Origin of the sequence: Alishewanella agri BL06 (assembly GCF_000272005.1) — a bacterium.
GTDB lineage: Bacteria > Pseudomonadota > Gammaproteobacteria > Enterobacterales > Alteromonadaceae > Alishewanella > Alishewanella agri.
The window spans coordinates 201,460-222,368 of sequence record NZ_AKKU01000025.1; the positions used below are offsets into that span (position 1 = coordinate 201,460).

The following is a 20,909-nucleotide window of genomic DNA, read 5'->3' on the forward strand; positions in this document are numbered from 1 at the left end:
TTACAGAGCGGCGGCTCTGATGTTAAAATTCCGCCAATTTTTTCGCCTGACAGCCCTTGCCCTACACTTGGCTGTTGGAAAAATTTACTGATGATAAAAGGTAAAATGATGAGCAACGAAATTAAAACCCAAGTGGTAGTGCTGGGCGCAGGCCCTGGCGGTTACTCTGCAGCCTTCCGTGCCGCAGACTTAGGCTTAGAAGTCACACTGGTTGAAGCACGCAGCACCTTAGGTGGCGTGTGCTTAAACGTGGGTTGTATCCCATCTAAAGCACTGCTGCACGTTGCAAAAGTGATCGACGATGCCAAAGAAATGGCCTCACACGGCGTGACCTTTGGCGCACCGGAAATTGATTTAGATAAAATCCGTGCCTGGAAAGACAAGGTCATTGGTCAGCTGACCAACGGCCTGGGCGGCATGGCGAAAATGCGCAAAGTTAAGGTAGTTAACGGCTACGGTAAATTTACCGGCGCGAACACCTTACAGGTTGGCGATACTACCATTACCTTCGAACACGCTATTATTGCAGCCGGTTCAGAGCCAGTGGCGCTGCCATTTATTCCAAAAGATGACCGCGTAATCGACTCTACCGGCGCGCTGGAATTAAAAGATATCCCAGGCGAAATGCTGGTATTAGGTGGCGGTATTATCGGCCTGGAAATGGGTACTGTATACCGTGCGCTGGGTTCTAAAGTATCAGTAGTAGAATTTGCTGATCAGTTAGTACCAGCCGCTGATGCCGATATCGTTAAAGCCTACACCAAGTACAACAGCAAAAACTTCAACATTATGCTGTCAACCAAGGTAACAGCAGTAGAAGCCAAGAAAGATGGTTTATACGTGACCTTTGAAGGCAAAAACGCCCCGGCTAACCCGGTACGTTACGACAAGATCTTAGTTGCGGTTGGCCGTAAGCCAAACGGCAACCTGTTAGACGCGGCCAAAGCCGGTGTTAACGTCGATGAGCGTGGCTTTATCAATGTTGATAAGCAACTGCGCACCAACGTGCCACACATCTATGCTATCGGTGACGTTATTGGCCAGCCAATGTTAGCGCACAAAGCGGTACACGAAGGCCACGTAGCGGCTGAAGTGATCTCTGGCTTAAAGCACTTCTTCGATCCACGCTGCATTCCATCAGTCGCCTATACCGATCCGGAAATGGCTTGGGTAGGTGTCACCGAGAAAGAAGCAAAAGAGAAGGGCATCGCAGTAGAAACCGCCACCTTCCCATGGGCAGCCTCTGGCCGCGCTATTGCTTCAGCCCGTACTGAAGGCTTCACTAAGTTAATTTTCGACAAAGAAACCCACCGTATCCTGGGTGGCGCCATTGTCGGTATCAACGCCGGTGAAATGCTGGGTGAAATCTGCTTAGCAGTAGAAATGGGTGCCGACGCCGAAGATATCGCGTTAACCATCCACGCTCACCCAACGCTAAACGAGTCTATCGGCTTAGCAGCAGAGATCTACGAAGGTTCTATCACCGACCTGCCAAATCCAAAAGCGAAGAAGAAGTAATTTTTCTAAGTTTTTGAGAAGACAAAGGCCGCGAATGCGGCCTTTGTTTTGTTAAGAAATATATAATTACATCTATCTTAAGAATATGCTTTCAAGCAACATTACTTACCCATATCTGAAAATCGCAGATTTGCATCTTTTTAGTAATCTCTTTACATCGTGAACCTTATTCGAAGGATTGATTTCATCTTCCAACCATTCTTTAGCCTGAACAAGATATCTAAAAGCTGTATCATCTGCATACTTATCAAAATACCTAAGAGCATGATCTGCGAACGTCATTGCATGGAATACCTTTCGTATATCAGAGGAGTAACATTCTTTTAGAGTATTTAAACTATCATCTAGAACGAGCCTTACTTCGTCAGACATGTCTCTATCAATGTTGGCTCGAAATTTAATAATGGCGTACGAATTTTTAATTGCCCAGTTCTTTGATCCTGAGTGAGCGACTGCTTCATCAATAACTTTAAATGCCTCTTGATGATCACCTCTCCTACTTAAGTATAAAGCTTTTTGTTGGAGATTAAATGGCGAGGGGTGTTTCTTATAAATCACATCGTAGATCGCAATGCCATCTTTTATATTTGGGAACGCTTTTTCAAATAATCGTGCGTCGTACGCTTTGCGTTTAAAAATATCGTAGACAGGAATGCTGTATCTGCTCACATTCGTATGGAAACGTCTTAAAACTTGGGCAAGCACGTTTACAGGTGCCAGGTTAGAAATTAAATCTGCCAATATATTTGACCTGACAAGATACGCATCTTGATTGTAAGTTAATAAGCTACCATCGTGTTCCGCTAAATTTCTGCCAAGTCCTTCGACTAAACTATAAATTTCCTTGTAACTTAATTGGTTATCTTGGAAATATGAAATAAGAATGTCCATTGAAGCGACACTTCTTGAACGATGTAGATAACAAATAAGAACGAACAATTCAACTAGCTTGCTATCAATCCTATCTAACTGCTTTATTACACTAGTGAATCGGTCTCTTATATTAGATGACGTGCAGTTTTGTTCAATCAATTCGAATATGGATTCCCCTTCCTTTTTCTGAATTAAGGGAACTCTTCTTATATCATAAGGAATACTATCATATATGCTTTGAACATCTTCTTCAGATATATCTGTTATATCTATTATGTCTATGTTTCTATGGAAAAAGGCATGATTTGAGGAAGATAGGTAAGCATAATCTCTTTCTGCGGCTATAAATTTATAGCTACTATTGTTAGATATCAAAGAAATTGCTTCTAATGATGACTGACTATCATCTATGAAGAATATTGCTCCGTTACTTCCAATTTTATTTTCTATTTGATGTAGCTGCTCCTTTGTAAGGTCTTTAACAAAGAATTTAAACGCGGGTGTTTCGTAGTCAGTTGCCATCTGCATTAACAGCGTCGATTTTCCGGTTGCAGCAGCCCCAGTTATTAATACATTCTTATCACCATCAAGCATATCCTTAATTTTTCTAAAATAAGTCGTTTTAATTACTCTTTTAGAATACGCATCACTCCAGACAGGAGTTGCACCTTGAAAAAACTCCTTGATTTCTCGATGAGTAACTTGTGCGTTGCTTGGGACTAAAATATTCTTAAATTCATCTAAATCTAGACTTTTGACATCAGTATTTTCTGGATAAATTTTGTCAAAGTAACGAAGAAAATCTAATGTGTTTGATTCAATGATGCTCAGGCCAAGAGATTTAAAATATGATATCTGATCATCATTTCCTGGCTCAGGTTTTACGACTATCCAAGAATCTTTCCTGCCGCTATCTTTCAATACATCAGATAAAGTTGCAAGAGTTCCAGCATCATTCATGGAGTATCCCCAGAATATGGTGGGGAACTCTATCATCTTCCTGCTTAGATGAGTCCATCTAGCTGGTTCTGAACTTACTATTTTTGATATGTCTAGATCTCTGAATATTAGCTCTGAGTCCGGATTTGAAATTGAACCGTGCAAGTGGTACAGATCTATAGCAGAGTTTTTATTATAGGATGCACCATTGTAATCTACATCGTTGATGTATTTTTTTTTCGAGCTATTAAATATTTTCTGTATCAGGTTGTCTATGTTTGTTGTGAAAATATTCTTTATCTGTATATTTTCAATTTTTTCGTATTCACGTTCGAAGGAAGTAACGTTAAACCTTTTTCTTAAGTATGAATCTAGCTCTTCTTTCTTGCTTCGGCTCAGGTAAGTGCATAACTGTGGTAGCTCTAAACTTGATGGGGAGTTTGGAAATTCAATCAGCAATTCTCCTTTTAGCGCATTACCAGCAGGGAGAGAGCCTAATTCTGAAGATGCATGAACGGAAAACCCTGAGCCTATAAATAAATTAATACCTGAAGATAAATGCTTTTTTAAGGTGTTTTCAAAATCAATCTTTAATTTCATTTTGATACCGTCAGCCTTTTACTACTTCGTATCTGTAATTGTTAAGTTTTTCTATAAACCAACAAGCACTATAATAATTAATCAATTTATGTTTACACTAAAATAGAATTACCTCAATTAAATTCACTGGTCAAGATTTTTTTGACTTTTATTAAAGTGAGGTATAGAAAAGTGACGGAGCCCGGTTTATTTCTGCCTGGTGCGGCGAGGCTAAAAGAGATTAGCCGTCATAGCGAGCAGTTGTTCTTAGGGGCAGATACTGCAAAGTTAGGTGAGTTTAGCGAGTGATTCGGGCTTTCACCACTAAGTTATCCTTCGGCTAGTTCCTGACACCAGAATTACGGTCACTATGCTGCATGCGGTCGATCAATATTACCACTGCCAAAAGTTGCGCTGTCCACTCCGGTTTTAGGATCTGCACCGCATAGGTATTGACCTTCGGGGTCAGATACCAAGGCGTCTAGTAGAGATCATACATCCAAGAAACCCACAGCAAAATGCTGGAACAGCTGTAACCCAGAGTGACTTGCCCAATTAAGCGAACACTGCTCTGAAAGTCGTTAGCTTGCACAGTAAATTTCAGCAGAAGTTGCTACCATAGCCAGAGGTAACAACTTCATGCAATGCTGGAGCTTAAAGATGGATTTAGACGACGCACAAGACTGGGCCTGGTGTGACAGCCAGTTTGCGGCCATTGAAACTTACGTAAAAACCCAGCAAATCCCGCATGGTATGATTTGCGACTGGCCGGAATGGTATACCGCGCCTTACGTTGGGTTATGGGCAGTAGAAAACCCGGAGGATCCGGGGTTTGTTGGGCACTGGATCCTGGCCGGCGATAGCACCGGCGCACAGCCTCAACCCGTACCATTTGACCACCTTAGCGCCACCGATTTACCCGAGCCCCGTGATGCTATGGCCGCCTTTGCGCATAAATGGACCACGCTTGCCGCAGCCGCCAATAAAGGTATAGCCTGGCAAGGCAGCCCGGAGCTTAGCGGCGATTTGGCCGCCAAAGCAAAACAACTTAGTCGTCAGGCGCAGTTGTTGGCGCTGTGGGCGGCTGATGATGAGTTATGGGATTTGGATTAGTGTTAAATCGCTAATCCCCCACACCCGAATTACGATCACTATGCTGCAAGCGGTCAATCACTATTACTACCGCCAAAAGTTGCGCTGTCCACTCCGGTTTTAGGATCTGCACCGCATAGGTATCAGACCAGCTAAACCATTTTTTTGAGATGCTGGCAATCAGCTGGCCCTGTTGGCGGATTTCATATTCGTGTTGCCAGAAATTGCCGGTCATCTCTAGTTGCCCGTGCGGCGTTTCCACCACAAAGCGGCTTTTTAACAACGCCCAGAACCGCTTGCGCACCAGCCATTCGCTGCCATCGTTATTAACAATCCTGCAGGCGGGTAACAGCGTCAGGTATTTGCGGCGGATCTTTAGTAGTGGCTGGGCGCTGGCATTAAACAGCGTTTGGCTACTGCTAAAACTAAAGACTTTACCTTTTACCATGTAGGCCGCACGGCCGTGCTCATCTTCAATGCTAAAGCTATCGCTTAGACTAAGCAGTTTTTGTTTAATCAGATATTTCATAGCGGTTGTCCTTGCCTTAGCTCGCTGGGGCCTTGCTCACCATTTTGCTGAAAGTATGTTAACTTATACATAAACCTGATGCGTGATTTTTAAGGTGTTTTTATGCAGCAAGCCGCTGTGCTTAATCGTTTAGTATCGCTGGCAGCCGCCAATCCTCAGATAGCGGCATTGTGGCTATACGGCTCGCGTGCGCGGGGCACTGCTGGTGACGCCAGTGACTACGATTTGGCGGTACTGTTTGCTGACTATCAAAACGATCCGGTTGAGCGTCGTTTGGCGCCGGAGTTACTGGCGTTGGATTGGCAAAGCGAGCTACCGGATATTCAATTATCTGTGCTTGATGTGCAGCAAGTGCCACTACCACTGGCTTTTACTGTAGTAAGCGACAATACCTTACTGTATTGCCGCGATGATTTTGCCCGGCTGGAGTTTGAACGCCGCACGCTGTCAAAGTGGGAAATTGATCACCTTTACCATAAGGCGCACTATGCTTAATGCCTATTTAGACCATATCGAAGAACATTGTAGTGCCAGCCTGGAGTTGCTGGAGCAACTGGCAACAATCGCCAGTCAGCAACCTTTATCCCGTATTGAGCAAAGTGCTGCAGAACGCCAGCTGCAAGTGTTGGTTGAAGCGGCAATTGGTGTCGCTAAACAGTGGGTCAAAGCCGTTAGTGGTTCAGCACCTGCTGATGCCTATGGTAGTTTTGAAAAACTCAGTCAACTCGGTAAGCTAAGCGGTAATGAACTGCTACAATGGCGAAAAATTATTGGGTTGCGTAATGCGCTGGTGCACGATTATTTAAATTTTAGCGTCGACGTATTGCAGCGGGTATTAGTGCAGCGGCAATTTTTACAGGTCTTTCAGTTTATTCAGCTCGCCAGTGCAGCGTTACGATAACGGCTAACGCTGTGTAGGTTCCGCATTCTTAACCTGCCAATTACCCCATACCGGGTTACCCTCTACCTTAAGCCCCAGCGCTCTTAACCAGTCGGCGGCCTGATGGTTGGAGTTATAGTGCATGGTATAGGGCTTATCGCTGGGGATAAAACTAAGATGGCGCTCAGGGCTATAAAAAGGCGCGATCTGACTATGCTGAAATTGTTGCTCCAGTGTTTCGATCAGGGCATCGACTTTGGCGGCTTCAACTTGAAATTGCCAGCGCTGACCAATACCAACGCCAATTTGCGCTTCGAGGTTTTCTCCGGTGCTGGCTGGGGCGATCTGTTGCCGGCCCAGTGCGCCTTTACTGTCCAGAAATAACGCCCGGCTGCCGCTGGCCAGGCTTTGCTCGTTTGCAACATACCAGGCCCAGTCACCAAAGGAATAACGCAGCCGGCTGTGATCGGCAGCGGTTAGCAGAATAGAGCTGTGGCGACCATGCAGCAGTAACTGCACTTCACGCGGCTCTGCCACCTGTGCCGGCAAGCTAATGGTGGCGCTGCAGCCGCTTACTAGCAGCAAGGGTAAGCAAATTAACAGTATCAACACTCTTGGTATCAAAACGTTCTGCATCAATGCTCTCCCCATAAGTATTTTGTGCATAACTATTTTATGCATAACTACTTTGCGCATAATTACTTTGCGCTTTAGTGGCCGCATCCTGGCTCCTTAGTCTTTTACTATAACGGCGACGATTTTTCTGGCCCAGGCTGACCGCGCGATGTCAGAGCGGCCTTTACATCATAATAGCGACTTTTGGCGCAGGCAGCGCGGATCTGCATCCGGTTGGATCGCGGCTTAAGGCGCTTGCGATTATTGCGCTAGGAATGAATATACACTTCATATATAATTCGTATATTGCGAACTGCAGGAGTCAGGAACTTGGGTATTGTAAAAATTGCTGATGAGCTACACGAAGAAATTCGCAAAGCCAGTGGCGCTATGTCGCGCTCGATTAATGCGCAGGCGGAGTTTTGGCTAAAAATGGGCATGCTGGCTGAGCTGCATCCGACCCTTAATTATCAGCAATTGGTAGTGATGTTGTTACAGCAGGCTGATGTGAAATGGGCGGGGGGCCTGGATGAGCGGCGTTCAGCTTAAAACGGCAGCCGAGCTGGCATTACAGCGCGAGGCTGGCCGGTTGTTAACCCGGGTGTTTGCGATGCTGGATACTGCGATCACGGCCGGAATTTCAACCCTGCAAATTAATGAACTGGCTGAGCGCTATATCGTCGATGAGTTACAGGCCCGCCCGGCCAGCAAGGGCCAGTATGGCTTTGCCTATGTGCTAAATACCTCGGTGAATGAGGTGGTGTGTCACGGCGTGCCGTCGGCCAGTCAACGCTTAAAAAACGGCGATATTATCAACGTCGATATTACGCTGGAAAAACATGGCTTTATTGCCGATTCCAGCAAGATGTATCTGATTGGCGAGGTGGCACCGGCAGCCCGGCAGTTGGTGGCCGACTGTTATCAGGCGTTGTGGCTGGGTATTAAAGCGGTTAAACCCGGCGCCCGGCTGGGCGATATTGGTTTTGCCATTGAGCAGTTTGCCTTAAGCCGCGGCTACAGTGTGGTGCGGGAATACTGTGGGCATGGCATTGGCCGTGAGATGCACGAAGCGCCGCAGGTGCTGCATTATGGTGCCGCCGGCAGCGGTATGCTGTTAAAGCCCGGCATGGTATTTACGATTGAGCCGATGCTTAATCAGGGCAGCGCCAAGGTGAAAACCAAAAAAGATGGCTGGACTGTGGTCACCCGCGATAAGAAATTATCGGCACAGTGGGAGCACACCGTGGCAGTAACAGAAAACGGGGTAGAGGTATTAACGCTGCGCCCGGAGGAGCTGGCGCAGCAGTTAGCAACGGCTGGTTAGCGGTAAAAGGCTTCTACGGTACCTTTTACGGTCAGTAATAATGGCTGGCCACGGCGATCCAGTGCCTTGGCGGAGGCGACCTTTACCCAGCCTTCGCTGATGCAATATTCTTCCACGTCAAAACGCTCTTTGCCGTTGAGCTTAATGCCTACTTCGTGCTCAAAGATAGCCGCGTTGTAAAATTTGCTGCGTGGATTTACTGATAAACGATCTGGTAACTCGGGGCGGATAGTCGCGTCGGTCATAACATCACTCTATTAAGTTTAAAGCCGCTATATTAAGCTCAGAGCGAAGCTGACTCAAGGCTCTGGCTTTCAGGTAAAAAGTTATTGCGGTAAAAAGTTGGCGCCACCGGGGACCCGAAGCTCCAATCGAGTGACGTAGATCGCACTGCGCTGCTCGTGCGACGAGTAATAACTGATATAGAGGCAATTTTCCCGTAAGACCATACCGGCGTAACTGCAATCACCACCGGATGGCAGAACTTGTAATTCGGTCAGTTTTCCGGTTAACCGGTCCAGCTTGCACAGACTGGTGCGAACCTGTTGATCATATAAGCGTACACAGACCAGAAGCTGGCCATCCGCTAACCGGAGCATCGCCGGACCTCCAATCCGACAGCCGATATCTGTCCACTGCCAGTCATGATAGGGTGGCCGCGCAACACCCAATAAGCCGTTTTCGGGATCCCGACGCAGTAAACAAAGTGCGGTACCGTCAGGCTCAAAGCAGATAGCGCTTTCGTTAGCGTAGCTGCCCTGATAAATCGCCTGACCAAGGGGTACAAAGTGCCTCGCATCCCGGGTTTGATACGTCCTTACCAGACGTGGCTGGCCACAATGATAGCTAACGGCAAGGGCTTGCTGCCCGAACCATGCCAGGCGCCATAACCAAAAATTTGGTTCACCAATCGCGACCGGTGCTGACCACTCCAGACCATTATCAGAAAACCAGGCGAAACTCTGATGGCTCTGCTGGCTTTTGTCATGCAAAGCGCCGGCGCCATAAAGCATCAAGCGGCCATCAGGTAGCAGACTAAATTTTGCATCACGTAAATCTGCGCCCGCCATACTGATCACGGCAGAGCTGAGCCAGTGAATACCGTCCAGGGAGCGTAAGATCCGAAACTGACCATCAGGGGAGACATGAGCGCTACCTTCGCGAAATACACACCAGAGGGTATAGTGAAAATAAATCAAATCGGTAAAAGCATTATGAGGCGCCTGCTGCCAAATCCTTAGTGTTTGCATCTTAGTGAGACCCGAGACCATCATTTAAGCATTACATTAACAGAAGTCAGCTTAGTCGCAAGCTGCACTGGATCGTCACTGCTAAACAAGCTAGAGTCGCGAGTTAAAACTATTCGAGGGCAAGTCATGAAATCCTGGCTGTTAACGCTATTGCTGGCAGGCTGCATGTTCTTTGGTATCAGTTGGTATAAAGAGCAGACTTTGCTGAAGAGCGCCAGTACTGCGCCGGCTTTTATCGCTATGACTGCCGAGGGGGATCTATTTCGTTCGACGGAGCTGCAGGGCAGACAAACCTTACTGTATTTTTTTGCGCCCTGGTGCGGTATCTGTCGCTTAAGTATGCCGAATTTGAAGTATTTGCAGGCTGATAACGAGGGGCTGGCGGTGTACGCTATTGCGCTACAGTATGATTCAGCGCAGCAGGTAGCGGACTTTGTTGCTGATTTAGATCTAGAGGTTCCGGTACTCTTGGGTAACCAGCAGCTGGCCACTGATTATCAGATTCAGGCTTTTCCGACTTATTATGTTATCAATGCAGAAGGGCAGATTAGTGCTAAGTCGCTGGGATATAGTACGGCGCTTGGACTTTGGTTGCGCAGTCGCTAGTAGTAGACATTAGTGTTGCTCGGGAGTGGATTGTTGCGAGTGCTGACCTAGTAACTTTTCTCGAGATAATTCAATTTGTTGCCAGAGCTGAGCCCGCCGCTCGTCGTCAAGCTTGCTACTTTTCCGGCTTAAAACCAGGTACAGTGGCTGCGCCATAAACCGCGGTTCGAGCTTGCGGATCTTATCAGCCTCGGAGTGGCCTTTGAGTTGCGCTGCCGCCACTTCATCCGGCAACACGTAACCATCAAGGCGGTGCTTTAAAACCAAATCAATACCAGAGTCGAGAGCTGTATCCAGTTCACGCCATACGCCCAGTTGTTGTAGACGCTGCTCTGCTACGTAGCCCTTGGGTGCCGCTAAACCATGTTGTATACCGGTTAACTGCTGACCATCCCACTGCAATGTGCTGTCATATCGGGTATAGATAGAATAATTCAGATGCAATAATCGCTTACTTGGGTCCAGTTCCAATTGTGATCTGGGAAAGTGATATGCGCTATCGCGCTCAGCAGTCCAGCCAACCCCAATGGCCCCATCCAGCTCGCCCCGGCTTACCGCTGCCAAACAACGACGCCAGGGTAGTCGCTGCAGTTGATACGGCATTGCCAGGCTATCTAAAGCATCGCTAACAACCCTGGCCTGGAACTCAAAAATCTGCTCTAAACCAACCCCCAGACTGTTTTTTAAAGTCGATTTTTCTTGTAGCTCATAACAGAACAGTAACGGGGAATGTGCAGCGACCGGCTGACACACAAGTAGCAGCGCCAATAAGGCGTATTTACGCATAGTTGTCCTCCAGCTATGAGCGTCACAGCACAGAGTGTATTGTTTAATTAATAACCTAAATAACCTTGCGGTCAACTTCAAATAGGCTTTTACGCCAATATAATGAAAATTAATCACAATTTGCTGTCTGAAAATGCTGGCAGCATGATGCGCCAAACCAATAGCGGATCTAGGTTGTGATTAGCTAGCTTGGGATAGTCGCCACCTGGGTTGATTTCACGGCGGAAAAGCTTTGCACCTGATTGCGGCCCAAAGATTTTGCTATGTAAAGCGCCTGGTCGGCTTGTGTCAGTAGACTTTGCCAGTCTGTGGCTCCGGGAGTGCTGGCTACCCCTATGCTCACGGTCAGTGTAAATTGATCAGTGTGTTGTACCCTTTGTTTTTCGATACTCTGACGTAGTCGCTCGGCGATTTGCAGTGCAATATGATGCTCGGTATCGGGTAAACACAGTAAAAACTCTTCGCCACCAAAACGGAATAGTAAATCGTAGTCGCGTAGCTGTTGTTCAGCGATATGGGCGATATGCTGCACAGCTTGGTCGCCTGCAGCGTGCCCCAGCGTATCATTAATCTTCTTGAAGTGGTCGGCATCCAGTAGCAGCAAACTCAGGCTGCTGCCCTTGCGCCGACAACGATTAAATTCAGCAGCCAGTCGCAGGTCCAGGGTGCGGCGATTCAGGGCACCAGTCAAGGCATCCCGCTCAGACAGCTGCTGCAGCATTAGCTTTTGTTGGCGATGGCTCAGCATGATAATGCAGCAGAAGACCAGAATGGCGAACACGGTAAGACAAAAAAAACCAATACTGTGTACCAGACTGCTGTAATTCGCCGTAACAACCTGGGTTTGCTCCAACAACAGATAGATTGAACGAGCACTAAATTGCAGGATGTTAAAGATAAAGGTCGCCATAAAGGCCAGATAGACTTTACCGAGCTCCGAGTGGCGGGCCTGCCAAAGCATAGCAATACACCATAAATTAACTATCAGTACTATCGGGATATTGAGCAGCATCCGGTATCCCAGATTGCTACTGATGGCATCGACAAAATGTAGTGCAAAAATCAGTAAGAATACCAGTAGCAAGCCGAGCCGTTTGCCGGGTTTTTGTAGATGCCGGTGAATGCCAGCGGCCAACGCCAGACTTGCTCCGACACTCAAGCTGTTGGTAAGGGCAGGAAACAACCAGTATGGTAAAGGATAACCGGCATACCTTAAGGCGCTGAAACTGGCGTTTAGCAGCATGCACAGGCCGGCCAGGACAAAATAGCGTTGATAACGAAATTGCCGGTCTGCACTATCTTGCAATACCAGTACAGCGGTCGCCACCAGTGCGATAAAGGCATTGACGATTGTCAGAGTTAACAAATCCATCACAGGCTAGCTTCGTCGGAAAAGGGCGCAGAATCTAGCACAAAAAAGCAACAGCAAGCAATTGGCATTAGAGCGTTATTTTTATTCTCAGACACAGCAACAAGTTACCTTGGTCTTGGGTATCTCCCGATACCAGAAAGGCATAAAAATACCGGGAGCAAGGGCTCCCGGTATGGCGAGCGTATTAACGTTGAATACTAATGACCGGAGACATCCACACTTCCCAATGCGCCGGGTTGTTTTTATCACCGAGCGCTTTCAGGACACGGATCTCAAGCACATAATCACCGTTTGGCACTTCCATGGTTTTACCCTTGCCACCATTGCTGTGGAGGCGAGTACCGTCCCAGGTATAGTTAAAGAAACCGGTTGCCGTACTGTTCCGCGGTAAATATTCCATCACGTTCGTTTTGTGGAATACCGGATGGACCGGACGCTTAGTTGCGGCATGCAGAATGTTCATCTCCATATAGCGGGCGTGATGATCAAAATGCATTAAGAACCATGGCATATCAGTACCTTGCATCGAGTAAGTACAGCTTTCGAGGCAGCGGCTGAAGGTATTGCCGTTTAAGGTTGCTAGCCAGGGGAAACCATTTGCCGTAGGGGTCAGGATTTGAATCCCCTGATAGTCGCCAACAAAGCCTGCGAACGGCACGCGATATACCTGGCCGGCTGCTTGCGGTGTAAAAACGATATAACCGCCGTACTGACCATTTACTGGCGTCGTAGCGGGATTGATAGTGACATCCACAGTGGTGCTGCCGCCTGCAGGTACGGTTAGCGTATCTGAACTAAAGCTGACACTGGCATTGCCTTGGAAGAAGCTTGGCGTAATCACACCGCCAGTACTCAGCGCGTTAACTGACGATAACTGGTAGGTCACCGCTTCGCTACCGCTGTTACTGACTGTCAAACGTTGCGTAAAGGGACCCGCTTCGCCTTCACCGGCAGCAATTTTCCCTGGCGTAATATAGGTGGTCGCATTGGCACTGGAGGCAACATTAATCATCCCAGCTCCCTGACGATGCACCATATCCAGGAAGCCTAGTGCAGGGTTGCCTGACCACAGTTTGGGTTCGGCGCTATTTTGCAGAATATTGCGCATCGACATGGCTGGGATCTGTGGATTGTTTTGCAGCAACAGTGCCGCTGCACCGGCGACATGCGGCGATGACATTGATGTGCCGCCCAAGGTAGCAAAACCACCAGCCTCCATCGGATAAGTAGAGAAAATGCTCCCGCCAGGTGCACCTAAATCTGGTTTTAGTTGCAAATCCGGTGACAAACCGTACGAACTAAAGCTGGAAATCCGGCCGCCTGTCGCAGATGGCGTTACGACCATACGGTTAGTCCAGTTTAAAACCGGGTTTTCCTGGCTACGAATAAAGAGACCGTCTTGTTGCGTTATGGCAACCACCGGTACCGAACCGTTACCTAATGGTGCGCCCAAAGTGCCACTGAAAGTACCCGCGGCATTATTGTGAATAACCACCGAGGTAGCTCCGGCCGCGATTGCATTAGCAGCCTTTTCACCAAATGGGCAAACCCCGCGCACCGCTAACGCAGTTTTACCGGCTGGGTTTGCCAGTAGCGGGTCGGTGTTACAGGCTTGTCCGATAAAGACGACATCCGACGAACCTGTGGTTGGCGCCATGCCACTAAAGGTCATGATATTGTATGGGATATCCCGGTTGTTGACGGTGGCAATTTGTTGCGCTGAGCCAAGGTTATCGTAGGAAGCGACACCGATAACATGTTCACCAAGACCAGGCACTCCGGCTGAATATAAGCCATTAGCCCCACTGTTGCCGATAGAGGCCACAACAACAACACCTTTTTCTACCAGTCGGTCTGCTGCCTGAGCGGTTGGATATTGCGGCCACTGAAACGCCGCGCCCAGGCTCATATTTACGATATGCATACCATCGTTATAGGCTTTCTCCATTGCCTCGATGATAATATCAGCCGACGTGCTACCGGCACAGCCAAATACCCGGTAGGCGCCGAGGGTAACGTTGGGCGCGACACCCTTTACCCGACCGTTGGCACCAACAATACCCGCAACGTGGGTACCGTGACCACCACAGTCATCTGGGTTGAAATCCGGGGTAGGAACGGGATTATAAGTCGCACTGCTTGGGTCGGCGTTGAAGGCATCGCCAACAAAATCATAACCGTAGGCAATTCGTGTAGTAGGGAAAGACGTTGAACCGTTGCTACCGGAGCCCCCGAAATCCGGATGGTCGATATCAATACCAGAGTCGATAATCGCGACCTTAATACCAGTACCGTCCAGATTCATACTATTCTGGGCAAAATTAGCGCCCGTCATGCCCAGTGCAACGGCCATATCAGCGGCTGAGCCGCCTTCGCTACTCTCTACTGCGGGAGCATGAAATACCTCTACCGGGTAAATCGCTTTGACACCAGGGATCTGCATCAGTTTAGCCCGGTTTGCTGCAGAAATTTCGACCGAGAAACCGTTAAACAGTGTTTCAAAACGGCGTTTTTCAACAAAGCTCAGATCTGCATCTCTTGCCGCATCTTTGAATTTGTTTTGTGCTGCGCGCACGTTACTTTTGCTATTGCCGCCCGCTACCGGTTTATCACTCAATTCGATAAACCACAGGTTAGTGCTCTCGCTGTCGCTGATATTTAGTTGTTCGGCCGCCGCACAGGGTAGCCCGAGTGCCAGCATACAGGCTAGGGTCAGCCGGTTTCTGGCGACCTTGAAATGTTTTTGATAAGACATAGATTTATTTGCTCCGATTTTATTCTGGTTTTTAGTTTTGTTGGTTTAATTATCGAGCTGAATTAGAGTGGGTTTTTGCCAGCGTTGTGCCGGCGACTTATCATGCATAATCAATGCCGGGAACGTGGTGGTGGTGGCAGGACAGATGCCACGCGATATGAGGCCGGATTTAACAACAGCTGTTGTCGGTGACTGTAAAAAAAGCTGACACTTTTGAACGTTATAAAGGATGCTGTCTGAGGGGGGTCAGGACACCTGTCGTCCCGCAATTACAGTGCCGGGTTTTAACACCAGCATATCGGTCGGTGTTTGCTGACATAGATAATGTGCTGTATTACCCAATACCGCCGACAAACGACTGTGGCAGTGGTTATTGCCAATTAAAGTTAAGCCCGCTTGTAACTGGGCTGCGACTAACGGAACTTCATTATCCGGGCAGCCCTCTTTGATGTGAATTTGGCAGGGCGAAACTACATTGCCCTGTAGCAGATAAGACTGCAACAGCCGTTGATGATTACCCAGCTCATCAGGGTGTTTTTTGAAACCATGCGCAGTGTCATAGCTCAAATCCATCGTCATTAACTCGTCCTGAAAACAGTTTAACAGGTGGAGCGGCTCTCCCAACGCATTGGCAAGCTCCGCCGCGACCTGCAGTATCACTTCATTTAGATGTTGGTTGCGTAGCGAAGCATCTTCAATATCTAAACATGCCAGGATGCTGTCTTCCGTGAGTGGTAGGGGTGTTTTCACCAACCAAACTGGTAACTCGCAGTCATTGATCAGAAAGTGACACAGTTTGTCGTATAAGCCTGGCAGTAAGCCGCTGCCGCTAAGTGGCGCCGTAATCACTAAACTGATATCTGACTCATTCAGATAATTACGTAACCAGTGGATTTCGGCATTACCTTTATTTTCAGAGATCAAATAGTCGCTGGTTACTGCGGATAGCTCGCTCAGTTGCTGCTTTGTTAAGCTCCCGACCAGTTGCGGATCCGGACGCGGCAGTTTCACTGGGTTAGCGATAAAAATAGAAAAATGACAAGGTTGGCAGGCAGCCAGACGTTGCGCTTTTTGCAGCGTATATTGGTCTTCGGCGGTTTGCCGCAGAATAATCAGAATGTGGTGAAACATGGGTTGCATGATAGATTGCCGGAGCAAAGCCAAACAGTGGTTAAGTATAGCCGCTGCTCACCGTTTAGCCTGCTGGTCAGCGCAGCTAGAGTGGCGTTTGAATAAACTGGTCGCCAAGCAGGTTTGCGCCCAGATGGCCGGTTTTTACGTAAATTAACGCCCCTTCAGCGCCAGTGTAGGGCGCGTGATTGCTATAACGCGGGTTACGCAGCCAACTACCGGCCGGATATTCGCCAAACTCATCACAAAACAGGCCTTCCAGTACCAGGATTTCCTCGCCTCCCGGATGGGTATGGCGGTTAAACCGGGTATTCGGCGCCCAGCGCACTAAGGCGGTATTAACGCCATTATGCTCGTGCAGAGGCTGCACCGACAGCCCCGGAACTAAGCCCTGATACCAGTTACCGTCTTTAGTATTGAGTACTAACGGACTGTTATCATTAGCAGCGAATTGCCACAGTTTGACCAGTAACAGACAACCCTGCTCTGAGTAGGGCTGATGCGTGGTCCCAGGCGGATTACGCAGGTAGGTGCCGGCAGGGTAATGGCCATGTTCATCTGAAAACACGCCTTCCAACACCAGGATTTCTTCGCCACCATCATGGCGATGCGCACTGAAACCTGAACCTGGCTCATAGCGTACCAGGCTGGTTGCCCGCGCAACTTCTTCACCAGCCCGATCTAACATCACCCGGCTGACGCCGGGTAGAGGTGAGGGGACAAATTGTTGTTGCCCCGGCAGCAGCACAACGCGGGCACTAAAATCAGCGTGAATTTGCATGCTTAACCGAAATGACAGAAGCAGAGTTTATTACCATCGGCATCGCGCACGTAAGCGCCATAAAAGGTGTTCGGAATGCGTTGCCCCGGTGCACCATCGCAGGTGGCACCCAGTGCAATGGCTTTGTGATAGAGCGCGTCAACCGCTTCTTTGGAGCCCGGTGCCATTGACACCATATTGCCGTTACCCGGTGCCGCAGCTTCCTGATTGAATGGAATGCACACTGCCAGCATCGGTTCTTTCATGCTTTTACCGAAAAAGGTAATACGATCCATATTTAACAAGGTTTTGGCGCCAAGTTCACCTAGCAAGTCACCATAAAACTTCCGGGCTGCAGCAATATCACTGACACCTAAGGTTACATAACTAATCATCATTTTCTCCGTTCACGGTTCTGGGGTAGTATGGGCTGGCACTGAGTGATAACAGCGCACGGCCTAAGTATACGAACGAAACCGCTGCTTGGTGTTGTTATTTTAGAAAAAAATTAAGGATGCTTCAGCCATGCACAGCCACATTACCAAGTTATATCAGCTGGCAGCTAAACCCAGCCGCCGGATTATCGGCTTAATGAGTGGTACTTCGCTGGATGGCCTGGATATTGCGCTCTGTCACATTCACGGCAGTGGGCAGCAGAGCTCGGTTAAGGTCGAGCAGTTTATTACAGTGCCATATTCGGATGAGTTTCGCAGCCGGGTGCAAGCGGTATTTGCTAAACGTCAGGTCGATTTGCAGCAACTAACCTTGTTGCATCCATGGATTGCTGAGCAGCATGCGCAGATGATTAATCAGGCGCTTCACGACTGGCAAGTGCCGGCGTCAGAGGTGGATCTGATTGCCAGCCATGGCCAGACCGTTTATCACTGCCCGAAACGGCAGCATCAGGATCCAGCATGGGGTAATGCTACCTTGCAGCTGGGCGATGGCGATCATCTGGCGGTGCATACCGGCATTATTACTGTCAGTGACTTCCGGCAAAAACATATCGCGGCAGGCGGCGAGGGCGCGCCACTGGCTGCTTATGGTGATTATCTGCTGTTTGGTTCAGCGACGGAGCACCGGATCCTGCTAAATATCGGCGGCATTGCCAACCTGACGTATTTGCCTGCCGGTGAGACGTTGAGTGGCGTATTTAGTACTGATATCGGACCTGGTAACACCTTGATGGATGCCTATGTGCGGCAACATTTTCCGGGGTTACAGTATGATGCGGATGCCCGCCTGGCAACAACGGGCACCGTCCAGCAAAAGTTATTAGCTGCTTTGTTGGCGGCGGAATTTTTTCAGCTAAGTCTGCCAAAAACTACCGGGCCAGAGGTGTTTAATCTGGCTTATCTGGCGCGCGCGCAACAACAGAGTGGGTGTCAGGATCTGCCGGCGGTTGATGTACTGGCTACCTTAAATGCCTTTAGTGCGCAGGCCATTATCAAGTTGGTGCAACAGCTGTTGCAGCCTGAGCGGCCAACCGTGCTCTATGCCAGTGGTGGGGGTATTCACAACCCACTGTTAATGCAGCAACTAAAACAGGGTTTACCACAGCTGAGTTTAACAACGACAGCGGAGCTGGCAATACTGCCGGATGCTAAAGAAGCGGTATTATTTGCGCTGTTGGCGAATGAGTGCGTAGCCGGAACCACGACGACCTTCAATCATCTCAGTACTGGTATGCCAGCGGTGACGATGGGAAAAATCAGCTTTGCAGATTAACAGAGCGGTAGTTAAACCACCGCTCTGTTTAAATCGACTGCTTTATGGATTGTAGCTAACAGTCAGCGTTACACCGCTAAAGCTGCTGTAAGCGCGGATACTAACGTGCCATACATCTGCTGCCGGGTTGCTGAAATTACAGCTCTCATTATTGCCCTGCAGATAAGGCCGGCAATCAAAGGTGGTGGTGGTCGGTCTGGCGCCGCGACGAACGTAGAGATCCGCATCGCCGGTACCGCCGGAGATACTTGCCGTCAAGGTACTCATACCTGCAGGTACCGTCACGGTGTAGTGCAGCCAGTTATTCGTAGTTGCGGATAAGTTTGACACGGTACCACCGCCGCCGCTGCCACCACTTGTGCCTTGAGCAGCCTGCACCGCAGCATTGGCATCAATAATACCGGTGCCGCAGCCGCTGCAGCTGGCAGGGAAACTGCGCGCAGTATTCTTCAGGATGGTTTCAATTTCATCCGGGGTGGCAGCGGGCTTAACCTGTTTGATCAGTGCCGCAACACCGGCAACATGTGGTGCTGCCATCGAGGTGCCCTGACTATAGCCGTAACTATCGGTACTTGGCGTTGTAGAACCGCTGTTATAAGTCGACAGTACACCGGCGGGATCATTTGCCGAGTTCATGGCGCCACCCGGTGCTGCTACATCGATACTGGTGCCATAGTTAGAGTAATAAGCCCGGCCACCCTGACGATTGGTGGCAGCAACGTTTATCACACCGGCACAGTTGCCCGGGTTAAAGTTATTGGCATTGGCATTACTATTGCCGGCAGCCACTACAACAACAGCACCGCGGCTGCGAGCCTGATTGATAGCGTTTTGAGTGGTGCTTGAACAAGTACCCGAGCCGCCAAGACTCATATTAATTACGCTGGCTGGGTTAGCATTAGCTGGTACGCCGGATACTGTGCCACCTGCTGCCCAGATAATACCGTCAGCGATGTCAGAGGTGTAACCACCACATTTGCCTAATACCCGCACCGGAACGACTTTGGCGTTGAAGGCAACACCAGCCACACCGTTATTGTTATTGCTAACAGCCGCAATGGTGCCGGCGACATGGGTACCATGCCAGCTGGAGGCGCGGAATGACGTGGGTTGGCCGCCACCACATTCACCAACGTTAGTCCAATCGCCCGGATCTCGGGCATCGCTGTCACGGCCATTCCCATCATTACCGATAAAGGTATCAGAAATCATGTCGTAACCGGGTAGGATATTGGCGTTAAGGTCAGCGTGTGGCCGGTAACCTGTGTCTAATACCGCGACTACCACACCCTGGCCGGTTGCTCTGTCCCAGGCTGCTGGTGCCCGGATGCCGCCGGTGCTCTCGTAGTAATGCCACTGATTAGCGTATTGCGTATCGTTTGGTGTTAACGCAACCTGCAACAGTTGATCTTCTTCAACGAATTCAACTTCGTCATCGGCTGCCAGCTGGCTCAGCAAGTCTGCAGTCTCTTGTGCAGATAAACGCCGCTCGGCACTGAACACCGCATGCCGCTCAAGCGCTGTTTCTCGGACAAATTTAACCCGCTCGCCGGCGCGTTGACTAAAGCGCTCGGCTTTAGCCTGCATGCGTTCTGCCCGTCGTTGCTGCGCGACAACAGCGGGTAGGGCGCGAGTCAGGTTATCTGTTTGGTTTTCTTTGTATTTTACAATTACGCGGGTTACTGGACCCTGTTGATAATCGTTACTGTCATCGGCCTGAGCCGTTTGCGCTAAGAACGCCGCCGGTACGCACAGCAACGCCAGCGTCCGGAGTTTAAAATTATTATTCGGCATAGTGATACCTAATTTATTGTTATGGATTCCCTGGAAAGATGACTACTTACTGTTACACCACAGTAACATCTGTAATAGGTTTTAAGGTAAAGACTGAGTGCTGTAAATCTGCAAAATATGGACAAAAAAATCTGGGTTACACCAGAATGGGGACAAAGTTCCCGAAAAAGGTTTTTCTCAGTTATTTTAGTAAAAGCTGGGTTACTCGCTAGCCCTGATGACATCTGCGTTGTTGCTTTTATTTTACGCGTGACGGTTATAACTAATCGCTATAACTTATTGCTAAAACGTTTTTAAAATCATGCTGGAATGGTGTGTAAGCAGCTGAATTAAATAATCTATTTGGACTAGTTGTGTGCAGGAAGGATTAATAGCGCC

The 20,909-nt window shown here is 48.7% G+C and carries 20 protein-coding genes; 8 read left to right on the forward strand and 12 right to left on the reverse strand.

Annotation, left to right across the window (positions count from 1 at the left end; genetic code table 11):
• Positions 1-108 precede the first annotated feature (108 nt).
• Positions 109-1,518, forward strand: a complete 1,410-nt coding sequence (gene lpdA / locus AGRI_RS13185) for a dihydrolipoyl dehydrogenase (RefSeq protein WP_008985401.1) — start codon at positions 109-111, stop codon at positions 1,516-1,518.
• Between the two features lie 105 nt (positions 1,519-1,623).
• Here lpdA and AGRI_RS13190 read toward each other — a convergent pair whose 3' ends face one another.
• Positions 1,624-3,930 carry an SIR2 family NAD-dependent protein deacylase gene (locus AGRI_RS13190; RefSeq protein WP_008985402.1) on the reverse strand — a complete coding sequence of 769 codons (2,307 nt, stop codon included), beginning with the start codon at positions 3,928-3,930 and terminating at the stop codon, positions 1,624-1,626.
• A gap of 639 nt (positions 3,931-4,569) precedes the next feature.
• Here AGRI_RS13190 and AGRI_RS13195 point away from each other — a divergent pair.
• Positions 4,570-5,022, forward strand: coding sequence for a DUF4826 family protein (locus tag AGRI_RS13195; RefSeq protein ID WP_008985403.1), 453 nt, complete (start codon positions 4,570-4,572; stop codon positions 5,020-5,022).
• 10 nt (positions 5,023-5,032) lie between these two features.
• On the opposite strand, the gene AGRI_RS13200 is transcribed toward AGRI_RS13195, so the two are convergent.
• Positions 5,033-5,530, reverse strand: a complete 498-nt coding sequence (locus tag AGRI_RS13200; RefSeq protein ID WP_008985404.1) for an LURP-one-related/scramblase family protein — start codon at positions 5,528-5,530, stop codon at positions 5,033-5,035.
• Positions 5,531-5,632: 102 nt separating this feature from the next.
• On the opposite strand from AGRI_RS13200, the gene mntA reads away from it, so the two are divergent.
• Together mntA and hepT are read left to right on the forward strand one after the other, a co-directional pair.
• A complete protein-coding gene (gene mntA / locus AGRI_RS13205) occupies positions 5,633-6,025 on the forward strand; it encodes a type VII toxin-antitoxin system MntA family adenylyltransferase antitoxin (RefSeq protein ID WP_040291974.1) in 393 nt (130 codons plus the stop codon).
• Complete coding sequence (gene hepT, locus AGRI_RS13210; RefSeq protein WP_040291976.1) at positions 6,018-6,431, forward strand: type VII toxin-antitoxin system HepT family RNase toxin; 414 nt, start codon at positions 6,018-6,020, stop codon at positions 6,429-6,431. Before mntA ends, hepT begins: the two co-directional genes overlap by 8 nt.
• Before the next feature lie 3 nt (positions 6,432-6,434).
• Here the strand turns inward: hepT and AGRI_RS13215 are convergent, their stop codons facing one another.
• Positions 6,435-7,046, reverse strand: a complete 612-nt coding sequence (locus tag AGRI_RS13215) for a DUF2459 domain-containing protein (protein WP_008985405.1) — start codon at positions 7,044-7,046, stop codon at positions 6,435-6,437.
• A 309-nt stretch (positions 7,047-7,355) separates the two neighbouring features.
• Between AGRI_RS13215 and AGRI_RS13220 the strand changes: the two genes are divergently transcribed.
• Complete coding sequence (locus AGRI_RS13220; RefSeq protein WP_008609322.1) at positions 7,356-7,574, forward strand: ParD-like family protein; 219 nt, start codon at positions 7,356-7,358, stop codon at positions 7,572-7,574.
• Positions 7,555-8,349 (forward strand): type I methionyl aminopeptidase, encoded by a 795-nt coding sequence (gene map / locus AGRI_RS13225; protein WP_008985406.1) that lies wholly within the window; start codon positions 7,555-7,557, stop codon positions 8,347-8,349. The genes AGRI_RS13220 and map overlap by 20 nt, the downstream gene beginning before the upstream one ends.
• Here map and AGRI_RS13230 read toward each other — a convergent pair.
• Positions 8,346-8,594: a DUF3297 family protein gene (locus tag AGRI_RS13230; RefSeq protein WP_008985407.1), complete on the reverse strand. Its 249-nt coding sequence runs from the start codon at positions 8,592-8,594 to the stop codon at positions 8,346-8,348. The genes map and AGRI_RS13230 overlap by 4 nt on opposite strands.
• Before the next feature lie 81 nt (positions 8,595-8,675).
• A complete protein-coding gene (locus AGRI_RS13235; RefSeq protein WP_008985408.1) occupies positions 8,676-9,599 on the reverse strand; it encodes a sialidase family protein in 924 nt (307 codons plus the stop codon).
• Positions 9,600-9,725: 126 nt separating this feature from the next.
• On the opposite strand from AGRI_RS13235, the gene AGRI_RS13240 reads away from it, so the two are divergent.
• Positions 9,726-10,205 carry a TlpA family protein disulfide reductase gene (locus tag AGRI_RS13240; protein WP_008985409.1) on the forward strand — a complete coding sequence of 160 codons (480 nt, stop codon included), beginning with the start codon at positions 9,726-9,728 and terminating at the stop codon, positions 10,203-10,205.
• Positions 10,206-10,214: 9 nt separating this feature from the next.
• Here AGRI_RS13240 and AGRI_RS13245 read toward each other — a convergent pair whose 3' ends face one another.
• The 6 genes from AGRI_RS13245 to AGRI_RS13270 all read right to left on the reverse strand — a co-directional run bounded on the left by AGRI_RS13245 (position 10,215) and on the right by AGRI_RS13270 (position 17,404).
• On the reverse strand, positions 10,215-10,991 hold the full coding sequence (locus tag AGRI_RS13245) for a type 2 periplasmic-binding domain-containing protein (protein ID WP_008985410.1): 777 nt from the start codon (positions 10,989-10,991) through the stop codon (positions 10,215-10,217).
• Between the two features lie 184 nt (positions 10,992-11,175).
• Positions 11,176-12,363 (reverse strand): GGDEF domain-containing protein, encoded by a 1,188-nt coding sequence (locus AGRI_RS13250; protein WP_008985411.1) that lies wholly within the window; start codon positions 12,361-12,363, stop codon positions 11,176-11,178.
• Between the two features lie 184 nt (positions 12,364-12,547).
• Positions 12,548-15,118 carry a S8 family serine peptidase gene (locus AGRI_RS16730; protein ID WP_008985412.1) on the reverse strand — a complete coding sequence of 857 codons (2,571 nt, stop codon included), beginning with the start codon at positions 15,116-15,118 and terminating at the stop codon, positions 12,548-12,550.
• A 246-nt stretch (positions 15,119-15,364) separates the two neighbouring features.
• Positions 15,365-16,258, reverse strand: coding sequence for a universal stress protein (locus AGRI_RS13260; protein WP_008985413.1), 894 nt, complete (start codon positions 16,256-16,258; stop codon positions 15,365-15,367).
• Positions 16,259-16,334: 76 nt separating this feature from the next.
• Positions 16,335-17,030 (reverse strand): cupin domain-containing protein, encoded by a 696-nt coding sequence (locus AGRI_RS13265; RefSeq protein ID WP_008985414.1) that lies wholly within the window; start codon positions 17,028-17,030, stop codon positions 16,335-16,337.
• A 2-nt stretch (positions 17,031-17,032) separates the two neighbouring features.
• The gene (locus AGRI_RS13270; RefSeq protein WP_008985415.1) at positions 17,033-17,404 is read right to left on the reverse strand and encodes a VOC family protein; all 372 of its coding nucleotides are present in this window, start codon (positions 17,402-17,404) and stop codon (positions 17,033-17,035) included.
• A gap of 130 nt (positions 17,405-17,534) precedes the next feature.
• Here AGRI_RS13270 and AGRI_RS13275 point away from each other — a divergent pair, with 130 nt between their 5' ends.
• Positions 17,535-18,737, forward strand: a complete 1,203-nt coding sequence (locus AGRI_RS13275; protein ID WP_008985416.1) for an anhydro-N-acetylmuramic acid kinase — start codon at positions 17,535-17,537, stop codon at positions 18,735-18,737.
• Positions 18,738-18,779: 42 nt separating this feature from the next.
• On the opposite strand, the gene AGRI_RS13280 is transcribed toward AGRI_RS13275, so the two are convergent.
• The gene (locus tag AGRI_RS13280) at positions 18,780-20,531 is read right to left on the reverse strand and encodes a S8 family peptidase (RefSeq protein WP_008985417.1); all 1,752 of its coding nucleotides are present in this window, start codon (positions 20,529-20,531) and stop codon (positions 18,780-18,782) included.
• Positions 20,532-20,909: the final 378 nt, after the last annotated feature.

Coding starts and splice junctions, on each gene's coding strand:
- AGRI_RS13200 (WP_008985404.1), bottom strand. CDS start 5,530: ATGAAATATCTGATTAAACAAAAACTGCTTAGTCTAAGCGATAGCTTT.
- AGRI_RS13280 (WP_008985417.1), bottom strand. CDS start 20,531: ATGCCGAATAATAATTTTAAACTCCGGACGCTGGCGTTGCTGTGCGTA.
- map (WP_008985406.1), top strand. CDS start 7,555: ATGAGCGGCGTTCAGCTTAAAACGGCAGCCGAGCTGGCATTACAGCGC.
- AGRI_RS13265 (WP_008985414.1), bottom strand. CDS start 17,030: ATGCAAATTCACGCTGATTTTAGTGCCCGCGTTGTGCTGCTGCCGGGG.
- AGRI_RS13260 (WP_008985413.1), bottom strand. CDS start 16,258: ATGCAACCCATGTTTCACCACATTCTGATTATTCTGCGGCAAACCGCC.
- mntA (WP_040291974.1), top strand. CDS start 5,633: ATGCAGCAAGCCGCTGTGCTTAATCGTTTAGTATCGCTGGCAGCCGCC.
- AGRI_RS13235 (WP_008985408.1), bottom strand. CDS start 9,599: ATGCAAACACTAAGGATTTGGCAGCAGGCGCCTCATAATGCTTTTACC.
- AGRI_RS13240 (WP_008985409.1), top strand. CDS start 9,726: ATGAAATCCTGGCTGTTAACGCTATTGCTGGCAGGCTGCATGTTCTTT.
- AGRI_RS13275 (WP_008985416.1), top strand. CDS start 17,535: ATGCACAGCCACATTACCAAGTTATATCAGCTGGCAGCTAAACCCAGC.
- AGRI_RS13230 (WP_008985407.1), bottom strand. CDS start 8,594: ATGACCGACGCGACTATCCGCCCCGAGTTACCAGATCGTTTATCAGTA.
- AGRI_RS13215 (WP_008985405.1), bottom strand. CDS start 7,046: ATGCAGAACGTTTTGATACCAAGAGTGTTGATACTGTTAATTTGCTTA.
- AGRI_RS13270 (WP_008985415.1), bottom strand. CDS start 17,404: ATGATTAGTTATGTAACCTTAGGTGTCAGTGATATTGCTGCAGCCCGG.
- AGRI_RS13195 (WP_008985403.1), top strand. CDS start 4,570: ATGGATTTAGACGACGCACAAGACTGGGCCTGGTGTGACAGCCAGTTT.
- AGRI_RS13190 (WP_008985402.1), bottom strand. CDS start 3,930: ATGAAATTAAAGATTGATTTTGAAAACACCTTAAAAAAGCATTTATCT.
- hepT (WP_040291976.1), top strand. CDS start 6,018: ATGCTTAATGCCTATTTAGACCATATCGAAGAACATTGTAGTGCCAGC.
- lpdA (WP_008985401.1), top strand. CDS start 109: ATGAGCAACGAAATTAAAACCCAAGTGGTAGTGCTGGGCGCAGGCCCT.
- AGRI_RS13245 (WP_008985410.1), bottom strand. CDS start 10,991: ATGCGTAAATACGCCTTATTGGCGCTGCTACTTGTGTGTCAGCCGGTC.
- AGRI_RS16730 (WP_008985412.1), bottom strand. CDS start 15,118: ATGTCTTATCAAAAACATTTCAAGGTCGCCAGAAACCGGCTGACCCTA.
- AGRI_RS13250 (WP_008985411.1), bottom strand. CDS start 12,363: ATGGATTTGTTAACTCTGACAATCGTCAATGCCTTTATCGCACTGGTG.